Origin of the sequence: Neisseria sp. HMSC064E01, from assembly GCF_001808875.1 — a bacterium.
In the GTDB taxonomy this organism is placed as follows: Bacteria; Pseudomonadota; Gammaproteobacteria; order Burkholderiales; family Neisseriaceae; genus Neisseria; species Neisseria sicca_A.
On record NZ_KV794880.1, the window covers coordinates 1 to 20,834 of the forward strand.

At 50.8% G+C, this 20,834-nt stretch carries 16 protein-coding genes; 7 read left to right on the forward strand and 9 right to left on the reverse strand.

The genetic code is table 11. From position 1 onward, the window contains the following. Nucleotides 1–79 precede the first annotated feature (79 nt). The 7 genes from HMPREF2572_RS01125 to folB all read right to left on the reverse strand — a co-directional run bounded on the left by HMPREF2572_RS01125 (nucleotide 80) and on the right by folB (nucleotide 10,269). Nucleotides 80–961 (reverse strand): DMT family transporter, encoded by an 882-nt coding sequence (locus tag HMPREF2572_RS01125; protein ID WP_070495609.1) that lies wholly within the window; start codon nucleotides 959–961, stop codon nucleotides 80–82. A 363-nt stretch (nucleotides 962–1,324) separates the two neighbouring features. Next, on the reverse strand, nucleotides 1,325–2,014 hold the full coding sequence (locus HMPREF2572_RS01130) for a M48 family metallopeptidase (RefSeq protein WP_070495612.1): 690 nt from the start codon (nucleotides 2,012–2,014) through the stop codon (nucleotides 1,325–1,327). 1 nt (nucleotide 2,015) lies between these two features. Further along, complete coding sequence (locus tag HMPREF2572_RS01135) at nucleotides 2,016–5,105, reverse strand: type I restriction endonuclease subunit R (RefSeq protein WP_070495616.1); 3,090 nt, start codon at nucleotides 5,103–5,105, stop codon at nucleotides 2,016–2,018. A 17-nt stretch (nucleotides 5,106–5,122) separates the two neighbouring features. Then, on the reverse strand, nucleotides 5,123–6,424 hold the full coding sequence (locus HMPREF2572_RS01140) for a restriction endonuclease subunit S (RefSeq protein WP_070495619.1): 1,302 nt from the start codon (nucleotides 6,422–6,424) through the stop codon (nucleotides 5,123–5,125). Nucleotide 6,425: 1 nt separating this feature from the next. Then, nucleotides 6,426–8,915: a type I restriction-modification system subunit M gene (locus tag HMPREF2572_RS01145; RefSeq protein WP_070495622.1), complete on the reverse strand. Its 2,490-nt coding sequence runs from the start codon at nucleotides 8,913–8,915 to the stop codon at nucleotides 6,426–6,428. A gap of 312 nt (nucleotides 8,916–9,227) precedes the next feature. Beyond that, on the reverse strand, nucleotides 9,228–9,761 hold the full coding sequence (locus HMPREF2572_RS01150; RefSeq protein WP_003760014.1) for an NUDIX hydrolase: 534 nt from the start codon (nucleotides 9,759–9,761) through the stop codon (nucleotides 9,228–9,230). Between the two features lie 157 nt (nucleotides 9,762–9,918). Further along, nucleotides 9,919–10,269: a dihydroneopterin aldolase gene (folB, locus tag HMPREF2572_RS01155; protein ID WP_003762738.1), complete on the reverse strand. Its 351-nt coding sequence runs from the start codon at nucleotides 10,267–10,269 to the stop codon at nucleotides 9,919–9,921. A 56-nt stretch (nucleotides 10,270–10,325) separates the two neighbouring features. Here folB and plsY point away from each other — a divergent pair, with 56 nt between their 5' ends. From plsY to HMPREF2572_RS01195, 7 genes are all read left to right on the forward strand, one after another. Next, nucleotides 10,326–10,937, forward strand: a complete 612-nt coding sequence (gene plsY, locus HMPREF2572_RS01160) for a glycerol-3-phosphate 1-O-acyltransferase PlsY (protein ID WP_070495625.1) — start codon at nucleotides 10,326–10,328, stop codon at nucleotides 10,935–10,937. A 163-nt stretch (nucleotides 10,938–11,100) separates the two neighbouring features. Continuing rightward, the gene (locus HMPREF2572_RS01165; RefSeq protein WP_070495628.1) at nucleotides 11,101–12,552 is read left to right on the forward strand and encodes a patatin-like phospholipase family protein; all 1,452 of its coding nucleotides are present in this window, start codon (nucleotides 11,101–11,103) and stop codon (nucleotides 12,550–12,552) included. Nucleotides 12,553–12,764: 212 nt separating this feature from the next. After that, nucleotides 12,765–13,508: an epoxyqueuosine reductase QueH gene (locus HMPREF2572_RS01170; protein WP_039406844.1), complete on the forward strand. Its 744-nt coding sequence runs from the start codon at nucleotides 12,765–12,767 to the stop codon at nucleotides 13,506–13,508. 146 nt (nucleotides 13,509–13,654) lie between these two features. Continuing rightward, the gene (gene pncB / locus HMPREF2572_RS01175; protein ID WP_070495631.1) at nucleotides 13,655–14,878 is read left to right on the forward strand and encodes a nicotinate phosphoribosyltransferase; all 1,224 of its coding nucleotides are present in this window, start codon (nucleotides 13,655–13,657) and stop codon (nucleotides 14,876–14,878) included. Nucleotides 14,879–15,131: 253 nt separating this feature from the next. Further along, nucleotides 15,132–16,373, forward strand: coding sequence for an NAD(P)/FAD-dependent oxidoreductase (locus tag HMPREF2572_RS01180; protein WP_070495634.1), 1,242 nt, complete (start codon nucleotides 15,132–15,134; stop codon nucleotides 16,371–16,373). Between the two features lie 298 nt (nucleotides 16,374–16,671). After that, nucleotides 16,672–17,202: a hypothetical protein gene (locus HMPREF2572_RS01190; protein ID WP_070495637.1), complete on the forward strand. Its 531-nt coding sequence runs from the start codon at nucleotides 16,672–16,674 to the stop codon at nucleotides 17,200–17,202. Beyond that, nucleotides 17,202–18,416 (forward strand): beta-ketoacyl-ACP synthase, encoded by a 1,215-nt coding sequence (locus HMPREF2572_RS01195; RefSeq protein ID WP_070495640.1) that lies wholly within the window; start codon nucleotides 17,202–17,204, stop codon nucleotides 18,414–18,416. Before HMPREF2572_RS01190 ends, HMPREF2572_RS01195 begins: the two co-directional genes overlap by 1 nt. 229 nt (nucleotides 18,417–18,645) lie before the next feature. Here HMPREF2572_RS01195 and HMPREF2572_RS01200 read toward each other — a convergent pair whose 3' ends face one another. Continuing rightward, nucleotides 18,646–19,014, reverse strand: a complete 369-nt coding sequence (locus HMPREF2572_RS01200; RefSeq protein ID WP_070495644.1) for a hypothetical protein — start codon at nucleotides 19,012–19,014, stop codon at nucleotides 18,646–18,648. A gap of 105 nt (nucleotides 19,015–19,119) precedes the next feature. Next, the gene (locus HMPREF2572_RS01205) at nucleotides 19,120–20,736 is read right to left on the reverse strand and encodes an NAD(P)-binding protein (RefSeq protein WP_070495647.1); all 1,617 of its coding nucleotides are present in this window, start codon (nucleotides 20,734–20,736) and stop codon (nucleotides 19,120–19,122) included. Nucleotides 20,737–20,834 lie beyond the last annotated feature (98 nt).

Below are 20,834 nucleotides of genomic sequence, written 5' to 3' on the forward strand. Positions count from 1 at the left end.
TTGCCCGACGGGGTGAAAAATACAGTTGCTACTCAAATAACGGCAAGGCATCGCATCTGTTTGTGACGACAAGGCAAAATTAAGCGGTTTTCTCGCTGGCACGCCCTAAGTAAATGGCGATCAGGGTCAACACGGCGCCGCTCCATTGGAGGGCGTTAATCGGTTTATCCAACCAAAAATAGTCTATCAGCAAGGCGGCGACGGGTTCGGAGAGCAACAGCAGCCCGGTCAGCGAGAATGATAATAAGGGAATGGCATAGGCTATCATGCCCCATGCGAAACACTGCATCACCGCGCCATAAATCAATACCAGCCCGATATCGCGCATGGTGGCGGGATAGAGGGCGTGGCTGTCAAACAGGATGGACGGGATGATGAGTGATAGTGCGCCGCCAAAGCTCAAAATCATCATCATGGGGAACAGGGAGGTTTTCTCGATTTGGTGGGTTTTGTGGATACACACCATAGACAATGCGAGCATACCGCCTGAAGTGATGCCGCTGATAAAGCCCCAAACGGCGTTGCCGTTGTGTCCGAACTCAGGGCTGCCGATAAGGGCGACGCCGCTGATGGCGAGAATCAGGCTGAACATTTGCGATTTGCTCAAGCGTTCGCCGAAAAAGAAGAAACCGATGGCGGAGAGGAAAAATATCTGCAAGCTGTTGAGCAAGGTGGAAATACCTGGGCCGACGGCGTGTATGCTTTCATGCCACAGCGACAGGTCGAATGCCAAAAACACGCCGGAGAGCATGGCGGTGTAGATGGCTTTTCTGCTTTTGGGCAGCTTTTGCCCGAAGAGTCGCGACAGCAGCCAGAAAATCACCGCCGCTATCGCCAGCCGCCAAAATGCGATGGCGTAAGAGCCGACTTCGACAAATTTGACAATCAAGCTGCCCAATCCGAAAACGACGCAGCCGACGACCAGCAAAGGGGCGGCATGCGAATGATGCGGCTTATTCATAACGTTCTCTATTATCTTTGTTTTATATGGCGGACTTGAAATCTGCCGATTAAGCGTTCAAATCGCTCATGTTCCACGACTTCTCCTATTAAAAATAGTATTGAACATAAAATTTTAGTAACTCATGTTATTTCAAAGGTCTCTAGTTCTGTCAAAAAGCTAAGCAAATGGTCGTCTGAATTTAAATTTTCAGACGACCTTTGTATTTAAGTTATTTACCTTTTATGTCAACCAACCCATAGGCTACCAAATAACTTTCTCGAAACGCTTTTTTGGTGTTACTTAGAAAATGTGGGCAAATTTTGCCGATAGTTAACAAATAAACGTAGGGGGGATTAATACGATTTTTTTGCATTTTTTGCATTACACCCCCAACTTCAAAGCATTAAGCCGTTGTTTAATGTTTCGCCAGTTTGGGAGAAAGTTATCTATATGTGCCATAAAACGGGCGTTATGGTGGCGTTCAAGCAAGTGGGTCAGTTCGTGAACGACAACGTATTCTAAGCATTCGGGCGGTTTTTTTGCGAGTTCCAGATTCAACCAAATGCTGGCGGTGTCGGTATTACAACTACCCCAAAGGGTTTTCATTTTTTTCACGCCGAAACGTTTGGCGGTTACACCCATTTTTGGCTGCCACTTTGCCAAAAGTTTGGCAATTTCCCGTTTTAACTCGTTGCGGTAAAAGGTTTCAATTACGGCAGTTTGGTTTTTAAAGTCGGTGTTGGGACGAACAAACAACTTGATTTTGCGATGCTCAACTTCAAGGCGGTGTCTACCTGTAGTTGGTAGCACTTCCAATAAATACCGCTTACCCCAAAGATAATGGCTTTCGCCCGACACTATTTCACGCGTGGTTTCCCGGGCTTGGTTTTCAAATATACTCTGCTGTTTTTTAATCCACAGCAAACGGCTTGCCACTGCCATCTTCACCGCATCATCGCTCATTTTAAGCGGTGCAGACACCCGAACCGCACCACTTGGCGGCAACACGCTGATGTGCAGGTTTTTAATCGCTTTTCTGCGGATTTCCACGTTTAGATTACCGATTTGCATATTAAGCTCCGTATTCCGCCTGTTTGATAATCAGTTCAAACACTTCATCAATATCCAGCCCTTTTTCATCGGTGAGCGGCTTGAGTTGGGCTTTCAGGCGTTTTTGCTTCATTTTATTGGTAAGATAACCGTCCTGTTTGTTTGTTTGAATAGCGTGATCCAGGCTCAGCACCCAATCAACATCCTGGCTAAAATTGTCAAAAATTGCCTGTTTGCCCGGTGTGTTGACTTCTTTCGGGTAATTGCTGCCTTGCGGTCGTTTTACCTGCTCGGCAAGACGTGCCATTTCTTCCAGATACTTCTTATAGTCAATGACTTCTTGTTTACGCTGTTCGATCAACTCATCCAGTAACACTGACATTTTCTCAAAATATTTAGGATTGGTCGGGTTTTCATCCACAATGGTTTTGCGGATATTATTCTCGATAGTTTCCGCCATACTTTTTTTATCTTTAAGGTCTTCGGGCAAATCTTCCACTATATCCGCGCCACGGCTGACCAGCAAATCCAACAACCCCACATTGTCAAAAGTATCCAGCCGTTCGCTGTCTTCGGCACGCACATATTGGTTGATTAGATAACGCATATCCGCATCAACTGTTTTGAAATCCACATAATCGCCGCTGGCAATTTTCAATTCGTCCCGCAAGTCAGTGATATTTTTTACCCGTTTGTGCCATTCTTCGGCTTGGATTTTATTGTAACCGGCTTCGACCAATTCATTAGCAATCGCCCCATAGGCGCGAATTAATTTTGCTGCCGCCCGATAAAATGCCAGGCGTTTGCTCTGGTATTCAGTTTGTAGGTTGGTTTTATCGTCTGCGCCGCAAAAATAGGCTTTGTACTCGGGGAAGGTTTTCGGTGCTCGTACGTTTTCCGTCATCATCTGCACCGCTTCCCAAGCCGTTTCCAAATCTTCTTTTGCCGTACTTAAGCGATCTTTAATCAGCCCCTCCACATCAGATGGCTCATAGCCTTCAAAGGCTTCTTGGGTGAAATCTTTAAACGCCTTTTCTAAGGACTTGAACAAATCCCGATAATCCACCACATAGCCGTAAGTTTTCGATTCGCCGTCCAAACGGTTCACCCGACAAATAGCTTGGAAAAGGTTATGGTCTGCCATTTTTTTGTCGATATAGAGATAAGTCGCCGAAGGCGCATCAAAACCTGTTAAAAGTTTGTCCACCACAATCAGCAGCTTCATTTGTGCAGGCTGCTCGATAAAGCGTTTTTTTACATCAGTTTCAAACTGTTCCGCCAATGCTGCTGCTTTTTCTTCGCCCTCCCGATAATAATCGGCAATCATCTTGCGATAGATACTGTATTTAAACAGCTCTTCATTTTGCGCTTGAGCGGAAACCGCATTTTTGGCAGCCTGAGCATCAGGTTTGTAGCTGGTTACAATCGCTACCTTGTTTTTCAAGCCGCTTTGGGTAAACAACTCATAGCATTGGCACGCCTGATAGACGCTGGCGCAGACCAAAATCGCATTGCCGCTGCCGTCTGAAAGTCGTGGCTTGGTTTCCATATCCAGCAAAATATCGTCCACGATTTTTTCCAAGCGGTTTTTAGAAGACAGCAATTTCTGCATTGTTCCCCAACGTTGTTTAAGTTGGGTTTTGGCAATATCAGTCATACCGCGCGTTTTTACATCAAACCAATCATCAACCCGTTTTGGAGAAGACAGCGACTGCTCAATATCACGCGCTTCGTAAAGCAGGTCCAACACCACACCGTCCTTAACCGCTTCGTTAAATTTATAGGTGTGGATAAAACCGCCGAATACTTCTACTGACTGTTTTTTGTCCGTTTTCAGAAGTGGTGTGCCTGTAAAGCCGACAAATATTGCATCTGGTAATAGGGATTTCATCGCTTCGTGCAATTTGCCCGATTGGGTACGGTGGCATTCATCCACGAACACAACAATCTTACCCTTGGGCGAAAAACCGCCTTTTGCCGTACGAATATTGTTTAAAAAATCGTTCAATTCTGCATCGTTTTCTACCTCTGTCTCTTCACGGCTGCCGAATTTATGCACTAGCGAACAAATCAACGAATGCTCATTTTCATTTAAAACGTTGAGCAAATCCTTACCACTTTTAGTGCGGTAGATTTCATTTTGCGTGTGGTCAAATACCTTTTTAATCTGCTCGTCCAGCTCCGTACGATCGGTAATAATCAGCCCCCGATGATTATCACCCCGTTCCAAAATCCACTGAGCCAGCCACACCATCGTCAGACTTTTGCCGCTGCCTTGCGTATGCCAAATAATACCGCCTTGCCGCTGATTTAATCTCGCCTGAGCCGCCTTAATGCCGAAATACTGATTCGGACGACAGGTTTTTTTTGCTCCATTATCAAACACCATAAAATCGTGCAATATTTCCAAAAAGCGGATTTTTTCGCACATACAGCACAAATCAGCATCCAAATCGCCCAAATTGTCGGGCGCTCCGTCTTCTTTCCACTTCAGATAATACTTTTCGGGCGTTTCAATCACGCCGTAGCGCAAGCCTTCGCTGTCGTTCCCTGCAAACAAAAGCTGCACGGTAGTAAAAAATGTTTCGCAAAATTCCCGCTGCTGATTGGCGATATTTTGTCTTATCCCTTCAGAAACCGACACCGAAGAGCGTTTCAACTCCAACACCGCCACCGCAATACCGTTAAGATACAACACCACGTCCGGGCGTTTGTCATATTGTGAACCTGGGATGCTCACTTCTTCAGCAACTGAGAAATCATTATTCTGCGGATTTTCCCAATCCACCAGCCACACCGTCTGCGTCTGTTCGCCGACTCCCGTTTTTACTTTTGCTCCATAACGCAAAAGCTGATAAATATCACCGTTGGCATCATAAAGCCGTCTGCCGCCGCCCAGATGGTTCAAACTTTGCAACGATTTGACCGCACTTTGGGCGAGCGCGTCCGAAACGCCCCGCTTGGCAAGCCACGCCAACAAATCCGCCTCACGGATATTTTTATTCGCCAAGCCTTGCAGGTTGCCCAAATAGCGGTAGCCCAGTTTTTCACAAAACAACGCCACCACACGGTTTTGCGTGGTGCGTTCCGATTGTCCGATGTCGATGGTCATAGTTTCTTCCTTAATTTTTATTCTAGCGGCAGGCGGATTTTGCCTGTGAGCAACGCCTGCATCATACCCTGTTTAAGCGACTGCGTTTTTTTCAGACGACCTTCTAACGCCTCGATTTCTGCATCCATATCGCTTAACAGTTGGGCGATGGCGGTTTGTTCGGTTGTGGATTTTGGAATAGCTATATTAAATGCTCTAACAATATCCCCGCTTAAATTAGCTTGTCCACCTTGCGCATAAGTTTCAATAATTTTGTTCTTGTTGAAAGATAACCAATAATATAAAAATAATGAGCTATCTCTTTTAGGAATGATTGCAAGAACAGCTTGATTAATGGTCGCATCAATTTTCGTAATGCCAACTACGCCAGCAGTTGCACCATATAAAGCTAAAAGCAAAGTGCCTTTCTTTACTTTCTTTGCTGATGAGTTTTGAAAACCTAATTCAGTAATTGTATTCTCTACATCGTAAATAATTCCTTTATTTAAATCGCTTGATGTAATCCATTTAATATCACCACCATAATAACCTTTTATGGATGTTGACGGGGTTCCACCTGAAAAAGTCTCAAATCTTTTTCCCAATTCCACCACTGCCCAATCTTCAGGCACGCAACCCAGTTCGGTTTGGTGTGTGGTTTTGGGCGAACCGTCGGGGCGTTGTGCAAACTCGGGGAGGCGGATTTTGCCACTAAGTAGGTTTTGCATTACCGAGAGCTTGATTGCCTTCTTTTTGGCGATAAGCGTTTGCAGACTGCTTATCAGCACATCGGTGTCGCTTAATGCGGTGGCGATGGCGGTTTGTTCGGAGGTGGATTTAGGTAATAGAACAGGAATTTTTTTTAATAAGCTAGCTGTATAACTTAATTGTTTGGTTCCTTGACAATACTTAAATGCAAGTTGGTTACCATTTAATACATACCATTGATATAAAAATTCTGTTTTTAAACGCTCATTAGGATAAATTGCCATACAAGACTGATTTGTAGTTGCAGGTGCTCCAACAATAGCGCAAGATCCACGAGTACCTGCAGCTTCCAGTCCTGTGATTGCCATCAAAAATGTACCAACTGGATGCTTCTTTAAATTGCTTTGTTCAATCGCACTATCAGAAATTTTTTCAATCGTATCTGTAATTACGCAATAATTAAGTTCACCACTAGTTATCCATAAATTGTTGCCTTTAAAAAATTGTGGCTGACTTCTAGAAGGTGTTGATCCACTCGAAAATAATTCTACAACCTCTCCAAATTCCACAACATCCCAATCCTGTGGAATCATGCCCAACTCGCTCACCTTATAGCCTGTTTGTGTCGCCATTTCAGCCTCCAAAGCCCATATTTTTTAGGTGTGCATCCACTTTGCTTTGCCATATTTCTACTTCTTGGGCAAGCTCAGCCATCGGGCTACGGTAACGGTCTTCCAGCGTGTTCAAGCGGCTGATAAGCTGTTGAATCGCATTTTCCAAGTGGTTTTCGATTCGGCTTTGCAGCGTGGCAAGCCATTTGTCTTTGACGACAAGCTGCTTGATTTTCTCTTCGGAAAGTTGGCCAAATTGTTTGAAAATGGCAAGGTTTAGTGCTTCGCTTTGGGTTTTGACTGCATCTTTGGCTGTTTTTTCCTGCGTCATCAATGTTTGGGCAGTTTGCAAAATAGCTCGTTCGTCTTCTTCTATGTCATCTTCTTCCAATACTGCCTTCAACAGTTTGGCGGAAAGTTTGCCTTTTGCGTCCAGCACGTCATTCAGTACGCCTTCTTCGCCGCCGTGTTCTTCCAAATGGCTTTCCAATTCTTGGCTTAGGCGCTCCAGCTCGCTTTGTTTTTCTTCCAGCTTAGCAAGGTCGTCTGAAAAATAGCGATGGGCAATCAGTTCAGGGGCTATTACTTCACTGCGGTATTTTTTACTAATGCGTTTGATTTTGGTTTTGCCTTTTTTGTCGGTTTCGGTTTCCTCAAAGACGACGGTCAAATTGGCGGCATCATCGCTTTCTTTGGTGATTTCTGCCAAATCCTTGACCGCTAGCCAACCGTCTTGGGCAATGAAATAAACATCGTCTTGCAGGGTTTCCGCCCAGTAATCCATCAGGATTTGGTAGCAATCATATTCTTCAATCAAGCTGCTTGGTTTGAACGCGTCCAGTAGGCTTTCGCTCCATTGCTGGATAAGTTTGCTTGGTCGGCTGCCTGGCTGGATGGCAGCAAGGTCGTTTTGAGTGTGCCACGCGGCAAATTTGGCTAAATGCTCGGCTTTGAAGGCAGCGTAATCGGGGTGCGCCAAAATATGGGCTTTGATTTGGCTGCTTTCGATTTTGGCAATGAAGCGTCCTTCTTGTTCGTCAAACAACTCGTTTTTCAGACGACCTAAGACTTGCCAATAGGCTTCCAGCGCATCCATATCATATTCGGGAATGCCGCCGTAAAGGTGCGCGGCAAGGTCTTGGATGTCTTCGGCTTCGCCGCTGTCGATATAACGCGGTAGGTTGAGATTGTAATCTTGGTCGGCGATTTCGCTTAAATGCACCATGCGGCTGTAATGGGGAATTTCCGCCTGCTTGGTGAAGGTGTCGATGATTTTATGAATGTCTTGTTCGCGCAGACGGTTTTTATTGCCGTCTTTGATAAAGCCCTGCGATGCATCAATCATAAACACGCTACCACCACTAATGACTTGCCGCGAGCCATCTTCGGCAAACTGGGCAGTTTGGGCGTGTTCTTTGTCGATCACGATGATGCAGGCAGGAATGCCTGTGCCGTAAAACAGGTTGGCAGGCAACCCGATAATGCCTTTGATGAGACCAAGGTTGAGCAATTCGGTACGGATACGCGCTTCGGCATTGCCGCGAAACAGCACGCCGTGCGGCAGAATAATCGCGCCTTTGCCTCTTGGTTTCAGGCTTTTGAGCAAATGCAGCAAAAAGGCGTAATCGCCGTTTTTATCAGGCGGTATGCCGTAACTGAACCGCTCAAATGGGTCATCAGCCGGCGTGATGCCGCTCGTCCAGTTCTTGCTGGAAAAAGGCGGATTGGCAACGGCAAAATCGAAAGTTTTCAGTCGACCTTTTTCATCACGGAAAGATGGATCGGACAAGGTGTTGCCGGTGTTGATTTCGGCGGTCTCGTTGTTGTGCAAAATCATATTCATACGGGCAAGGGATGCGGTCGCCACATCTTTTTCTTGACCGTACAGGCTGATTTGATTGTTGGCTTGTGCGGCAGCTTTGAGCAACAGCGAACCCGAGCCGCAGGTCGGGTCGTACACGCTGGTGCTGGACGGGCAATCCGCACCGATGCCGATAATCTTCGCCATAATGCGCGAGACTTCGGCAGGCGTGTAAAACTGCCCTTTAGATTTGCCCGACTCGGTCGCAAAATGGCGCATCAGGTATTCGTAGGCATCACCTAATAAATCGTCGTCTTCGGCTTGGTTAGAGGAAAGGTTGAGCTTTTCAAAAATGCCGACCAGTTTGCTCAAACGGTCGATCATCTCCTTACCTTTACCCAGTTTGTCTTCGTCGTTGAAGTCGGCAACGTCGATCACGCCTTTCAAGTCGTTGGCTTCGGCAATTTGGGCGATTATCTTATTCAAGCGGTCGCCAATGTCAACGGTATTTTTGAGATTAACGATGTCGTCAAAAGTCGTGCCGACGGGCAGCTCTATCATGCCGCCGCCGTGTTTGTGTTTGTCGGAAACGTATTTTAAAAACAATAGGGTAAGGACATAGTCTTTATAAAGGCTCGCATCCATGCCGCCGCGCAATTCGTCGCAGCCGGCCCAAAGCGATGCGTAAAGCTGATTTTTTTTGATTGCCATAAGATTTTGTTTAGTAAATAAAAATTAATAGAATCTTAACATAAAAGCGGACGGTTTTTTAAGTTTTCTAAATTGAGACCTTTGCAAAATCCCCCCTAAATTTCCATCAAGTCATTTAGGTTTTTTTTGGGATACAAAGGTCTCAGATTGAAGAAATTCACCTAAAACTTCTTAAAAACAATTCGTTATATTTTATTTTTTGAATTTGAAATCCGTCGGTTTTATGGGTATTGCTATGCAGCCGGTTTGCAGAAAGGTCGTCTGAAAACGTGCAACCTGCTTTTCAGACGACCTTTTTACATCCTTTTCACATCAATCCTGCATCAGCCAATATTGCAGGCCGATTAGGGTTTTGCCGTCTTTGATTTCGTTGTGTGCCAAAGCGGTGCGGGCTTCTTCCTTGCTCATCAGGACGGTTTCGGTGATTTCGTCTTCATCGTTGCTCAGAGTGCTGCCGAGGCGCACGCCTTCTGCTTGGTAGAAGTACATTTTTTCGTCGCAGAAGCCGATGGCGGTGTAGAAGCTGCTGATAAGTTTGACGCGGTCAGCGGTGTACGGGGTTTCTTCCGCCAGCTCGCGCAGGGCGCATTCGGCGGGGTCTTCGCCTGCATCGAGTTTGCCGGCGGGCAGCTCGAGCGTGGCAGCGTCTGCGGCGTAACGCCATTGGCGCACGAGTACGGCTTTGCCCTCTTCGGTAACCGCTAAAACGCAGGCCGCGCCGGGATGGCGGATGACGATGCGCTGGCTTTCGTTGCCGTTGGGCAGGCGGACTTTGTCGCGGTTGATAGTAACAAATGAGCCTTGATAAATCGGCTCGCTGCTGAGTTTGGTTTCTTTCAAATCCATTTGCGTGTTCTCTTTGTAAAGTTTGATACGGGGTCGTCTGAAAATCGGGAATGGGTTTTAACTTCTTTGAAGCCGCGCTTTCAGACGACCTCTTGAGTCATGAAAAGGCTCGTCTGAAAGGGAGCGAAGCGGGTTTCGCTAAAACGTTTGTGCTGCTTCAAACCCTGCTGCGTTCGATTTCAATGCCGACTTCTTTGACATCGGGCAGGATGCCGGGCTTGATGATTTTGACGCGCACACTCAACGCGCCGAAATTGTCGAGGATGAGTTTGGCGATGTGTTCCGCCAATGATTCGAGCAAGAGGAAGCTTTGTTCGGCAAGGCTTGCCCTGACGGCTTCGCAGACTTCGCCGTAATGGACGGTATTGCCGATGTGGTCGTCTTGACCGCTTTGTTCGGGGATGCCGATGTCCAAGTCCAAAATCAGGGTTTGGGGGCGTTCGCGTTCCCAGTCGTACACGCCGATCAGGGTGTCCGCCTTCATGCCGCGTAAAAAGATTTTGTCCATTTGCCTGCCTGTTTTTTTGATAAAATGAGCGTCCCATTTTAAGTAAAGCATCTGAAATGTTCAATGTATCCGCCGTTATCGCAGCTTATTTAATCGGTTCGCTGTCGTTTGCCGTCATTGTTTCCAAATATTACGGCATGGACGATCCGCGCACTTACGGCTCGGGCAACCCCGGCGCGACCAATGTTTTGCGCAGCGGCAAGAAAAAAGCGGCGGCGCTGACTTTGCTGGGCGACGCGCTCAAAGGTCTGGTGGCGGTGGTTTTGGCACGCTGTCTGCAAGATGCTTTGAATCTGTCGGACATCACCATAGCGGTGGTTGCCGTCGCCGCGTTGGTCGGACATATGTGGCCGCTGTTTTTCGGCTTTAAAGGCGGCAAGGGCGTGGCGACTGCGTTGGGCGTACTGCTGGCGCTTTCTCCTGCAACGGCTTTGGTTTGCGCGGCAATTTGGCTGGTGATGGCGTTCGGCTTTAAAGTGTCCTCACTCGCCGCGCTCGCCGCCACCGTAGCCGCGCCGCTCGTTGCCTTCTGGCTGATGCCCTACCCTTCTTGGGCTTGGGCGACCGTCGTCATCGCCGTGCTGGTGTTGTACCGCCATAAAAGCAATATCCAAAACCTGCTTCAAGGCAAAGAAGGCAAAATCGGAGACAAGGCGGACAAGCCTTAAACCTGATTTTATTTTTCAGACGACCTGTCCGATTGCGGAATGAACCAAGGTCGTCTGAAAACCTTTCAATCTACGCTGCGGCATCGCCTTAACCCGCCGGCAGGTATCGAAAACCGATTTAATCCATTATAATCAAGCTCTTTTGTTTCACAACCAAACTTCCATGCCGAAACGCCCGTTCAAAACCGTCCTGACCGCCTTTACCTTGACCGCGCTGTCTGCCTGCTCGCTGGTCAAGTACCAGCCTGTCGCCACCATCAATAAAATTGATATGAACCAAGGCTATCGTTTTGAAACCAGCCAGTTTCGGCGCGAAGAAGACGACACCTTCATCATCCTGATGCTCTCCGGCGGCGGCACGCGCGCGGCGGCGTTGGGCTACGGCGTGTTGGAACAGCTTCAACAGCAAAAAGTTACCATCGGCGGCAAAAGCAAGTCGCTGATGTCCAATGTCGATTTGGTGGTCGGCGTATCCGGCGGCTCCGTCCTCGCCGCCTACTTCGCGCTCAAAGGCGAAGAAACCATCCCCATGTTTTACAAGCGTTTCCTTCACCAAAACTTCCAACGCCAAGTCGTCAAACAAGCCTTTTCCATGACCAACCTGCCCCGCCTCGCCTCACCCGAATACGGACGCGGCGACCTCTTGCAGGAGCAGTTTGAAAACCACCTTTTCGGCAAAGCCACCTTCCGCGATTTGGAAATGCACGGCAAAGGCCCGTTCGCCATCATTTCCGCCACCGACATGGGCGCGGGCGAACGCCTGAACTTCACGCAAGAATACTTCGACCCCATGTGTATCGACTTGGGCAGATTGCGCCTGGCCCGCGCCGTTGCCGCCTCCAGCGCAGTGCCCATGATATTCGCCCCGATTACCCTCAACAACAACGGCGGCAACTGCGGCTACACCCTGCCGCCGCAGCTGCAAATGACCGGTCTCGAGTCCCAAAAGCAGCAAAACGCCACCTATCAAGAGTTTAAAGACAGGTTCAACAAATACAGCGACAGCAAAACCCGTCCCTACATCCACCTGATAGACGGCGGGCTGACCGACAACCTCGGCATGCGCAGCCTCTTAGACATGACCGAAATGTATCCCGACAAAGTGTTGGAACAACAAATCCGCAGCCGCAACCTGCGCCACATCGTCGTCATCAGCGTCAACGCCCAAAACCAAATCAGCAGCAATATGGACAAAACCGCCGCCGTACCCGGATTCCGCGACGTCGTTACTGCCATCGTCAACATCCCCATCGACCAATACACCCAAGAATCCCAACGCCGCTTCCGCGCCTTTGTCGACAAGCGCAACGAAGCCAGCCGACAAAACGGCGACGGAATCAGCTTTTCCTTCGTCAGTCTCAACCTCAAAGACCTGCCGCCCTCCGCGTTGCGCGACAAAGTGTTAAACATCCCCACCAGCTTCTACCTCCCGCCCGAAGACGTGGACAACCTGCGGACCGCCGCGGCGGAGCTGATGAAACAGTCCCAAGACTACCAAAAACTGCTGCAAGAATTTGCCGCACACCCCAACCCCGAAAGCATCTTCGCCGAGCCGCCGCCACCCGACCCCAAAGACGGCAAAGCAGCCAAAAAACAAAACAAACCCATCCAATAACCACACCACAACCCTTTCAGACGACCCATATAGTGGAGTAAATTTAAATCAGGACAAGGCGACGAAGCCGCAGATAGTACAGATAGAGACCTTTGCAAAATTCCCCAAAATCCAGATAGTACGGAAAGGCGAGGCAGCGCCGTACTGGTTTAAAGTTAATCCACTATAAAACCCAAAGGTCGTCTGAAACACCGAAACGGAACACCCCGATCATGAACGACAAAACCAGCCCCATCGTTACCGACATCAACCGCCCCGTCCTCGTCCCGCCCGGCGGCCATAAAAAAGTCCTGCTGCATTCCTGCTGCGCCCCGTGCAGCGGCGAAGTCATGGAAGCCATGCTCGCCAGCGGCATCGACTACACCATCTACTTCTACAACCCCAACATCCACCCGCTCAAAGAATACATGTTGCGCAAAGAAGAAAACATGCGCTTCGCCGACAAATTCGGCATCCCCTTCATTGACAAAGACGACGACTACGAAAACGACCGCAAAGAATGGTTCGCCAAAGCCAAAGGTATGGAATTCGAACCCGAACGCGGCATCCGCTGCACCATGTGTTTCGACATGCGTTTCGAAAAAGCCGCCCAATACGCCCACGAAAACGGCTTCCCCGTCTTCACCAGCTCGCTGGGCATTTCCCGCTGGAAAAACATGGCGCAAATCAACGACTGCGGCCACCGCGCCGCCGCACCTTACGACGACGTCGTTTATTGGGATTTCAACTGGCGCAAAGGCGGCGGCAGCGCGCGCATGATCGAAATCAGCAAACGAGAACACTTCTACCAGCAGGAATACTGCGGCTGCGCCTACTCCCTGCGCGACTCCAATGCCCACCGCAAATCGCAAGGCCGCATCCCCATCAAACTCGGCGTACTGTATTACGGCGACGAATCCACACAATACGAACCCTCGCCTGACGAACAGGCAGCCAAAATCGTTGTGGACAAATAATTGATGTCGGTTTTATATGAAGAAAAAGGTCGTCTGAAAGATTTCAGACGACCTTTTCAGCATTACCCCGGTCAAAAAAAGTAACACCCGTCCGTCTAACCGTGTTCTAATAATGCTTTACATTTACGCTGAACGAGAGAAAAGCCATGACCGCACCTCAAACGCCCGTTATCCGCTCCCTGCTCGACACCGACCTGTACAAGTTCACCATGCTTCAGGTGATACTGCACCAATTCCCCCAAACCCACAGCCTTTACGAGTTCCGCTGTCGCAACAAAGACATGGTTTACCCGCTTGCCGACATCCAAAGCGACTTGGAACGAGAACTCGACGCGCTCTGCCAACTGCGCTTTACCCACGACGAACTCGATTACCTGCGCAGCCTGCGCTTCATCAAAAGCGACTTTGTCGACTATCTCGAACTCTTCCAACTCCAACGCCGCTTCGTCAAAGTCAGCCCCGATTCAGAAGGTCGTCTGAACATCCGCATCGAAGGGCCTATGATTCAGGCGATGTTCTTTGAAATCTTCATCCTCGCCATCGTCAACGAACTCTACTTCCGCCGTCTCGAAACTCCAGCCGTCATTGAAGAAGGCGAACGCCGCCTCCAAGCCAAAGCGCAACGCCTCAAAGAAATCTCCGCCGCGCAAAACCCCGACGATCCGCCGTTTCTCATCTCCGACTTCGGCACCCGCCGCCGCTACACCCTTGATTGGCAGGAACACGTCATCCGCACCCTGCTTGAAGCCGCCCCCGACATCGTGCGCGGTACCAGCAACGTTTATCTCGCCAAAAAAATCGGCATCACCCCCATCGGCACAATGGCGCACGAGTTCCTCCAAGCCTTCCAAGCCCTTGACGTGCGCCTGCGCAATTTCCAAAAAGCCGCCCTCGAAAGCTGGGTACACGAATACCGCGGCGACCTCGGCATCGCGCTGACCGACGTGGTCGGCATGGATGCCTTCCTGCGCGACTTCGACCTCTATTTCGCCAAACTCTTCGACGGTCTGCGCCACGACAGCGGCGACCCTTATGTATGGGGCGACAAAGCGCACGCCCACTACAAAAAACTCAAAATCGACAGCCGCACCAAAATGCTGACCTTCTCCGACGGGCTGGACATCGAACGCTCGTGGGCGTTGCACCAATATTTCAAAGACCGTTTCAAAACCAGCTTCGGTATCGGCACCAACCTCACCAACGACATGGGCCATACCCCGCTGAACATCGTTTTGAAACTCGTTGAGTGCAACGGTCAGTCCGTCGCCAAACTCTCCGACTCCCCGGGCAAAACCATGACTACCAACAACACCTTCCTCGCCTACCTGCGTCAGGTGTTTGACGTTCCCGAGCCGAAGGCGGAGGATTGATTAACTGAAAACGGCAAGAGGTCGTCTGAAAACCTTGGTTTTAGGTTTTCAGACGACCTTTTTATCAGACAAATTGACAACAAAACCATCCATGTCAAGCCGCAATCCGCCCTATCCCGATATAAGGCTGTTGTCGTTTATGCAACCATTTCATCTTGGTCATGATGTCGCCTTTAAAATTCATTTCAGATAAGTCTATTAAGGAGTAGAATAGCGACCGTTTTATTTTGTTATGTTTTGAAAGTATATTTAAATGTCCGCACCTCAATTCGATGTCGCCGTGATCGGCGCAGGTCCTGCAGGCTCGGTAGCATCCGCCCTGCTTCACAAAAAAGGTTATAAAGTCTGCGTATTGGAAAAACAGCACTTTCCACGCTTCGTCATCGGCGAAAGCCTGCTGCCGCACTGCATGGAAATGCTGGAAGAAGCCGGTTTTGCCGACGCCGTTCGCGCCGAACCCAGCTTTCAGTTTAAAAACGGCGCGGCGTTTTCATGGGGCAGCCGTTATACCGAATTTGATTTCACTGAAAAATTTTCAGACGGTCCCGGCACGGTTTACCAAGTGCGCCGCGGTATTTTCGACAAAATCCTGATCGACGAAGCCGCCAAACAAGGCGTGGAAGTGCGTTTCGGACACGGCGTAACCGCATTCGACAACAGCGGCGACTTTGCCCGTTTGAGCGTGGAAGCCGACACGGGCGAGAGCTACGAGCTGACCGCGAAATTCGTATTGGACGCCAGCGGCTACGGCCGCGTGCTGCCGCGCCTGCTGGACTTGGAAACGCCGTCACACCTGCCGCCGCGCCAAGCGCATTTCACCCACATCGACGACAACATCACCAACCCGAAATTCGACCGCAGCAAAATCCTGATTACCACCCACCCGCAACACCGCGACGTGTGGATTTGGCTGATTCCCTTCGGCGACAACCGCTGCTCCATCGGCGTGGTCGGCACGCCCGACGTACTCGCGGGCGAATCGGAAACCGTGTTGAAAAAATTTGTCTACGAATGCCCGATGCTGAAAGAAATTCTGGACAAAGCCGTCTGGGAAAACGACTTTCCGTTCCGCTCCATCCAAGGCTATTCCGCCAACGTCAAATCGCTGCACGGCAAACATTTCGCGCTGTTGGGCAATGCCGCCGAGTTCCTCGACCCCGTGTTCTCATCAGGCGTCACCATCGCGCTGCACTCAGCCAAACTCGCCGCCGACCTGTTGGCAAAACAGCTTGAAGGCAACACGGTGGACTGGGATGCCGAATTTGCCAAACCGCTGATGATCGGTGTGAACGCGTTCCGCACTTACGTCGACGGCTGGTACGATTTCCGCTTCCAAAACGTCGTGTACGCGCCCAACCGCAGCCCTGAAATCAGCCGCATGATTTCTTCCATTTTGGCAGGCTACGCATGGGATACTGAAAATCCGTTCGTGGCAAAATCCGAACAACGCCTGTCCACGCTGGCGGCTTTGGTCGGCGATCTGAAAATCGAATAAGGGAACAACCGACGCCCTTTTGCAACCGCTTCCGCCCCAGTGCGCCAATCGTTGTCCACTGGGGTAAGCTGTTTTATAGTGGATTAACTTTAAACCAGTACGGCGTTGCCTTGCCGTACTATCTGTACTGTCTGCGGCTTCGTCGCCTTGTCCTGATGTACTATCTGCGGCTTCGTCGCCTTGTCCTGATTTAAAGTTAATCCACTATATATTTTCAGACGACCCCTGAAAGGTCGTCTGAAATACTGTCCGACATCGGTTACAATACTTCCTTCCTCCGCACCGACAAAGGAACCCCATGCGATTTCCAAGCCTAGCCCTTGCCGCGCTGACCCTCAGTGCCTGCGCCCTTTCCCCTTCCCTACCCCATCCGCAAACCATGCCGCCGCTTGAGCAATCGGGTTTGTGGTTCAAGCTTGAGCAGACTGACGCTTCGGGCAATGCCGCCCAAACCAGCCTGCTGGCGGTCGAGCAGCTTCCGGAGGGCATCCGCTTCGTGCAAACCGATGCGCTGGGTGCGCCCGTATCGCGCCAGTTTGTCGGCACGAAAGGCTGGAAAAACGATGGCTTTATCATGCCCAATTCCGCTTCGCGCCGCCTGTTTGCCGCGCTGCTGCCGCTGCTTGCCGCCGACCGCGCCGCCACACTGTATCCCGAAGTGGAGCAAAAAACATCCGAACACAACACATTCTGCCCCGACGGCAACGGCGCCGTATTCCGTTATAAAGAACAAGATTTATGGTGCGTCGCACACGATAACGAACGTTTCGTGATTGCCTTCCCCGACAAAACACGTTGGACCGTCAGCCCGATTAAAGAAGAAGAATGATGAAAACCCCCGTTTATCTCAGCCGCCCCGCCGTCACCAGCGCGCTCGGCAGCGGTCTGCAAACCCATATCAATGCACTGCTGACACCGTCTGAAACTTCGCCGCTGACGTTTTCCGACCAATGGGTCAAAGGCAAAACCTTCGCATTCGGCGCGGTAAGCGAAACGCTGCGCCCTCTGCCCGAAGACCTGCCCCCCGCATACCGCAGCCGCAACAACCAATTGTTGTGGCACGCGTTGGAGCAGATTGAAGACGACATCCATGCCGCCGTCCGCCGTTATGGCGCGGCGCGAACCGCCGTCATCATGGGTACGTCCACCAGCGGCGCAGATGAAAATATGCCCTTGTTCCAACACGTTGCCGACGGCGGCAGCTGGACGGACAAACCGTTCAACCAGCTTCAACACGAAATGGCGTCGCCTTCTGAATTTGTTGCACACGTTTACGGCATTCACGGTCTGTGCTACGTCGTTTCCACCGCCTGCACATCGGGCGCGCGCGCCTTAATCAGCGCGGCGCGGCTGTTGCGTGCGGGTTTGTGCGACGCGGTTATTTGTGGCGGCGTCGATACCCTGTCGCCCTTGACCATCAACGGTTTCGCCTCGTTGGAAGTGCTTTCAGACGACCTCGCCAACCCGTTTTCCGCCAACCGCAACGGCATCAATATCGGCGAAGCAGCAGCCGCCTTCGTCATGACCCGCGACGCCGATTTCGGCGGCACAATGCAGCTGTTGGGCTACGGCGCAAGCAGCGACGCTTATCATATGTCCTCGCCCCGCCCCGACGGTTTGGGCGCGGCGCAGTCTTTTGAAGCAGCATTGAAAAATGCCGGTTTGCAGCCGCAGGACATCGGTTGGATCAATCTGCACGGCACCGGCACGAAACACAACGACAGCATGGAAAGCCGCGCCGTCGCCGACGTGTTCGGCAGCCAAACCTTCTGCACTTCGACCAAGCCGCAAACCGGACACACGCTCGGCGCCGCCGGTGCCATCGAAGCCGCATTCGCCTGGGGCATCGCCGACCGCGGCTGCAATCCTCAAGGCAAACTGCCGCCGCAACAGTGGGACGACATCCCCGATCCCGAACTGCCCGCCATCGCCCTGACCGACGGCAACAGCACATGGTCGTCTGAAAAACGCATCGTCGCCAGCTCGTCTTTCGCCTTCGGCGGCAGCAACGCGGTATTGATTATCGGGGAATCAGCCGAATAAACCGCTTCCGGCTTTGCCTCAACGATATAGTGGATTAACTTTAAACCAGTACGGCGTTGCCTTGCCGTACTATCTGTACTGTCTGCGGCTTCGTCGCCTTGTCCTGATTTAAATTTAATCCACTATAACTAGGTCGTCTGAAAAACAGTTCTCAAAAACTGTTTTTCAGACGACCTTTTTCATGACCGCAAACAAACCCTCTCAAATATGATGCGGCTTGATGTTTATCCTAATTGGCGGCGTTGACGCACAAAGAATCAATCTTGCCCGCGCGGGGGAAGCGGATGGTGTAGCGTCCTTTTTGGTCGATTTCGGCAAAGCTGAAGCGGTCTTCAGGCGTATCGCCGTCCGCGCCCACTTCCAAAGCAACGCGTTTGCCTTTCGGGTCTTTCACGACAACATTCGGGCTGACGGGCGCGAATGAAAGCATCAAACCATTGCCTTCCGTCACCTTAAAGCTGTACACCTCGCCGCGTTTGACCTTCAGCGGTTGGTCGATACAGCCCGTTTCATTGAGAGGCAAACTTTTTTCCGCATAGGCAAAGGCAGTGCTGCCCAAGCCCAAAGCAAGCATTAGGGAAAAACTCAGAGATTTCATACGGTTTCCTTTGAGATTTAAATATTCAAACGAAGCGGGATTATAGCACTGATTATTTGGCATCCGCGCCAGGTGAGACGAGAAATAATCCAACCAACATAAAAATCAACCATCCCTCCGTTCCAACACCTTCCGCGCCGCTTCCACGCCCCAATACAAAGCTTCTTCAAATACCGAATAACCGCTCAAATCGCTGTGTGCAAACAGCAATCCTGACGCTCGGTTTCTGATTTTTAACAAAGACTCGTCGTTCAGATAACCGGTTTTCGGTACGCTCATGCCGTGTCCGCGTACCGTAATATCGACGTGTGAAACGTGCTGCCAAAAGCCTTCTCCATAGGCGGCGATCAAGTCTTTGGCGGCGAAGTCGCGCAGTTCTTCGTCGGTGGCTTCGAGCAGTTGGCGGCGGACGGCTTGCGGGGTGTCGTGGTTGAGCGCGGCGTAGGCGGTGAAGATGGTGCGCTCGGGGCGGGCGACGCGGATGAGCTGGTTGGTGGCGACGACGTAGCCGAGTCCTTGAGTGCCGTAGATGACGTTATCCCACGCCGTTTCGCTGTTGTTTTTTTCTTTCGGGAAGCTGTGCAATTCGAAATTGGCGACCAACCACGGGGCGTATTCGGGAATGTCCAAACCGTATTGCGCAGGATTTTCGACGATGCGGGCGGCAACCATCAGCGGCATGGCGGAGATAACGTGTTGCGCGGTCAGGGCGACGGTTTCGCCGCTTGAATTGTCGCGCAGCCAAACTTCGATACGGTCGTCTGAAAGCGGTTTGATTTTGACGGCGGAAGCGTTGACGGAAGCGGGTTGGTCTAGGCGGATACGGTTTTCAGACGACCATTGCCAACCTTCCTGCAAACCGACATGGCGGCGCAGGTTTTCGGAAAGGTGCGCCAGACCTTCAGTCCAGGTCAGGACGGTTTCCGCGCTGTTGCGGGCAGCGAAGTAATGCAGTCCGGCGAAGGCGGATACTTGCGCTATGCCCTGCCCGTAATCGTCGCGGCAGCAGTAATCGAGATACCACAAAAGTTCGGGCGAGGTGTAGCCTTCTTGCGCAAGCCATTGTTTGAACGTCAGCTTATCAAGTTTGCGCCACGTTTCGTCTGCCGAAGACAGGGCTATCGGAATGGCGAAAATCTTTTTGCCGTCGCTGCCGTAAGCCTGTTTCAGACGATCGATTAAATCAAAAAAGCGTTTGGAATCCGCATCTTCCTTCGGCAACAGGTGTTCCTGCCATTTATCCTGATACAAAAGGCGCGACTCGGGCGCGTAAACCAAATCGGTTTCCCTGAAACTGCCGTCCGATTGCAAGATACCAAAATCCGCCAGCATCTCGCGCACATACGCGCTCTCTTTCGACGGCAACGCAAGATAATGCGCGCCACTCGGCGCTTGCAGGCCGTCTGAAGCGGCGTAGGCGGCATTGTTGCCGTTGCGATCGAACCCTTCCGCCAGCAATACATCGCGATGACCATGTTTCGCCAAATACCACAACGCCCCCAACCCCGCCGCGCCGCCGCCGAGTATCAACGTATTGCATTCGTAACGGCGGCTCGGCGGGCTGAGCAATTTCCCGTCGCGCAACAAATGCCCCAACGGCAGCCCGACGCGGTTGACGGAAACCGGCGGTTTGCGGTTGAGGCGTTGGTAAGTCAGCCAAGAGAAAGAGGACGCGGCGGCAAGCGCGGCGGTATAACTGAGAAATTGACGGCGTGTCGGCATGAGGTTGAATGTCGGTTTAGGGTTCTGACAGGTCGTCTGAAAACATCAAGACGGTTTCAGACGACCTTTTGATGAAATGTTTCCATCAATTTTGTTTG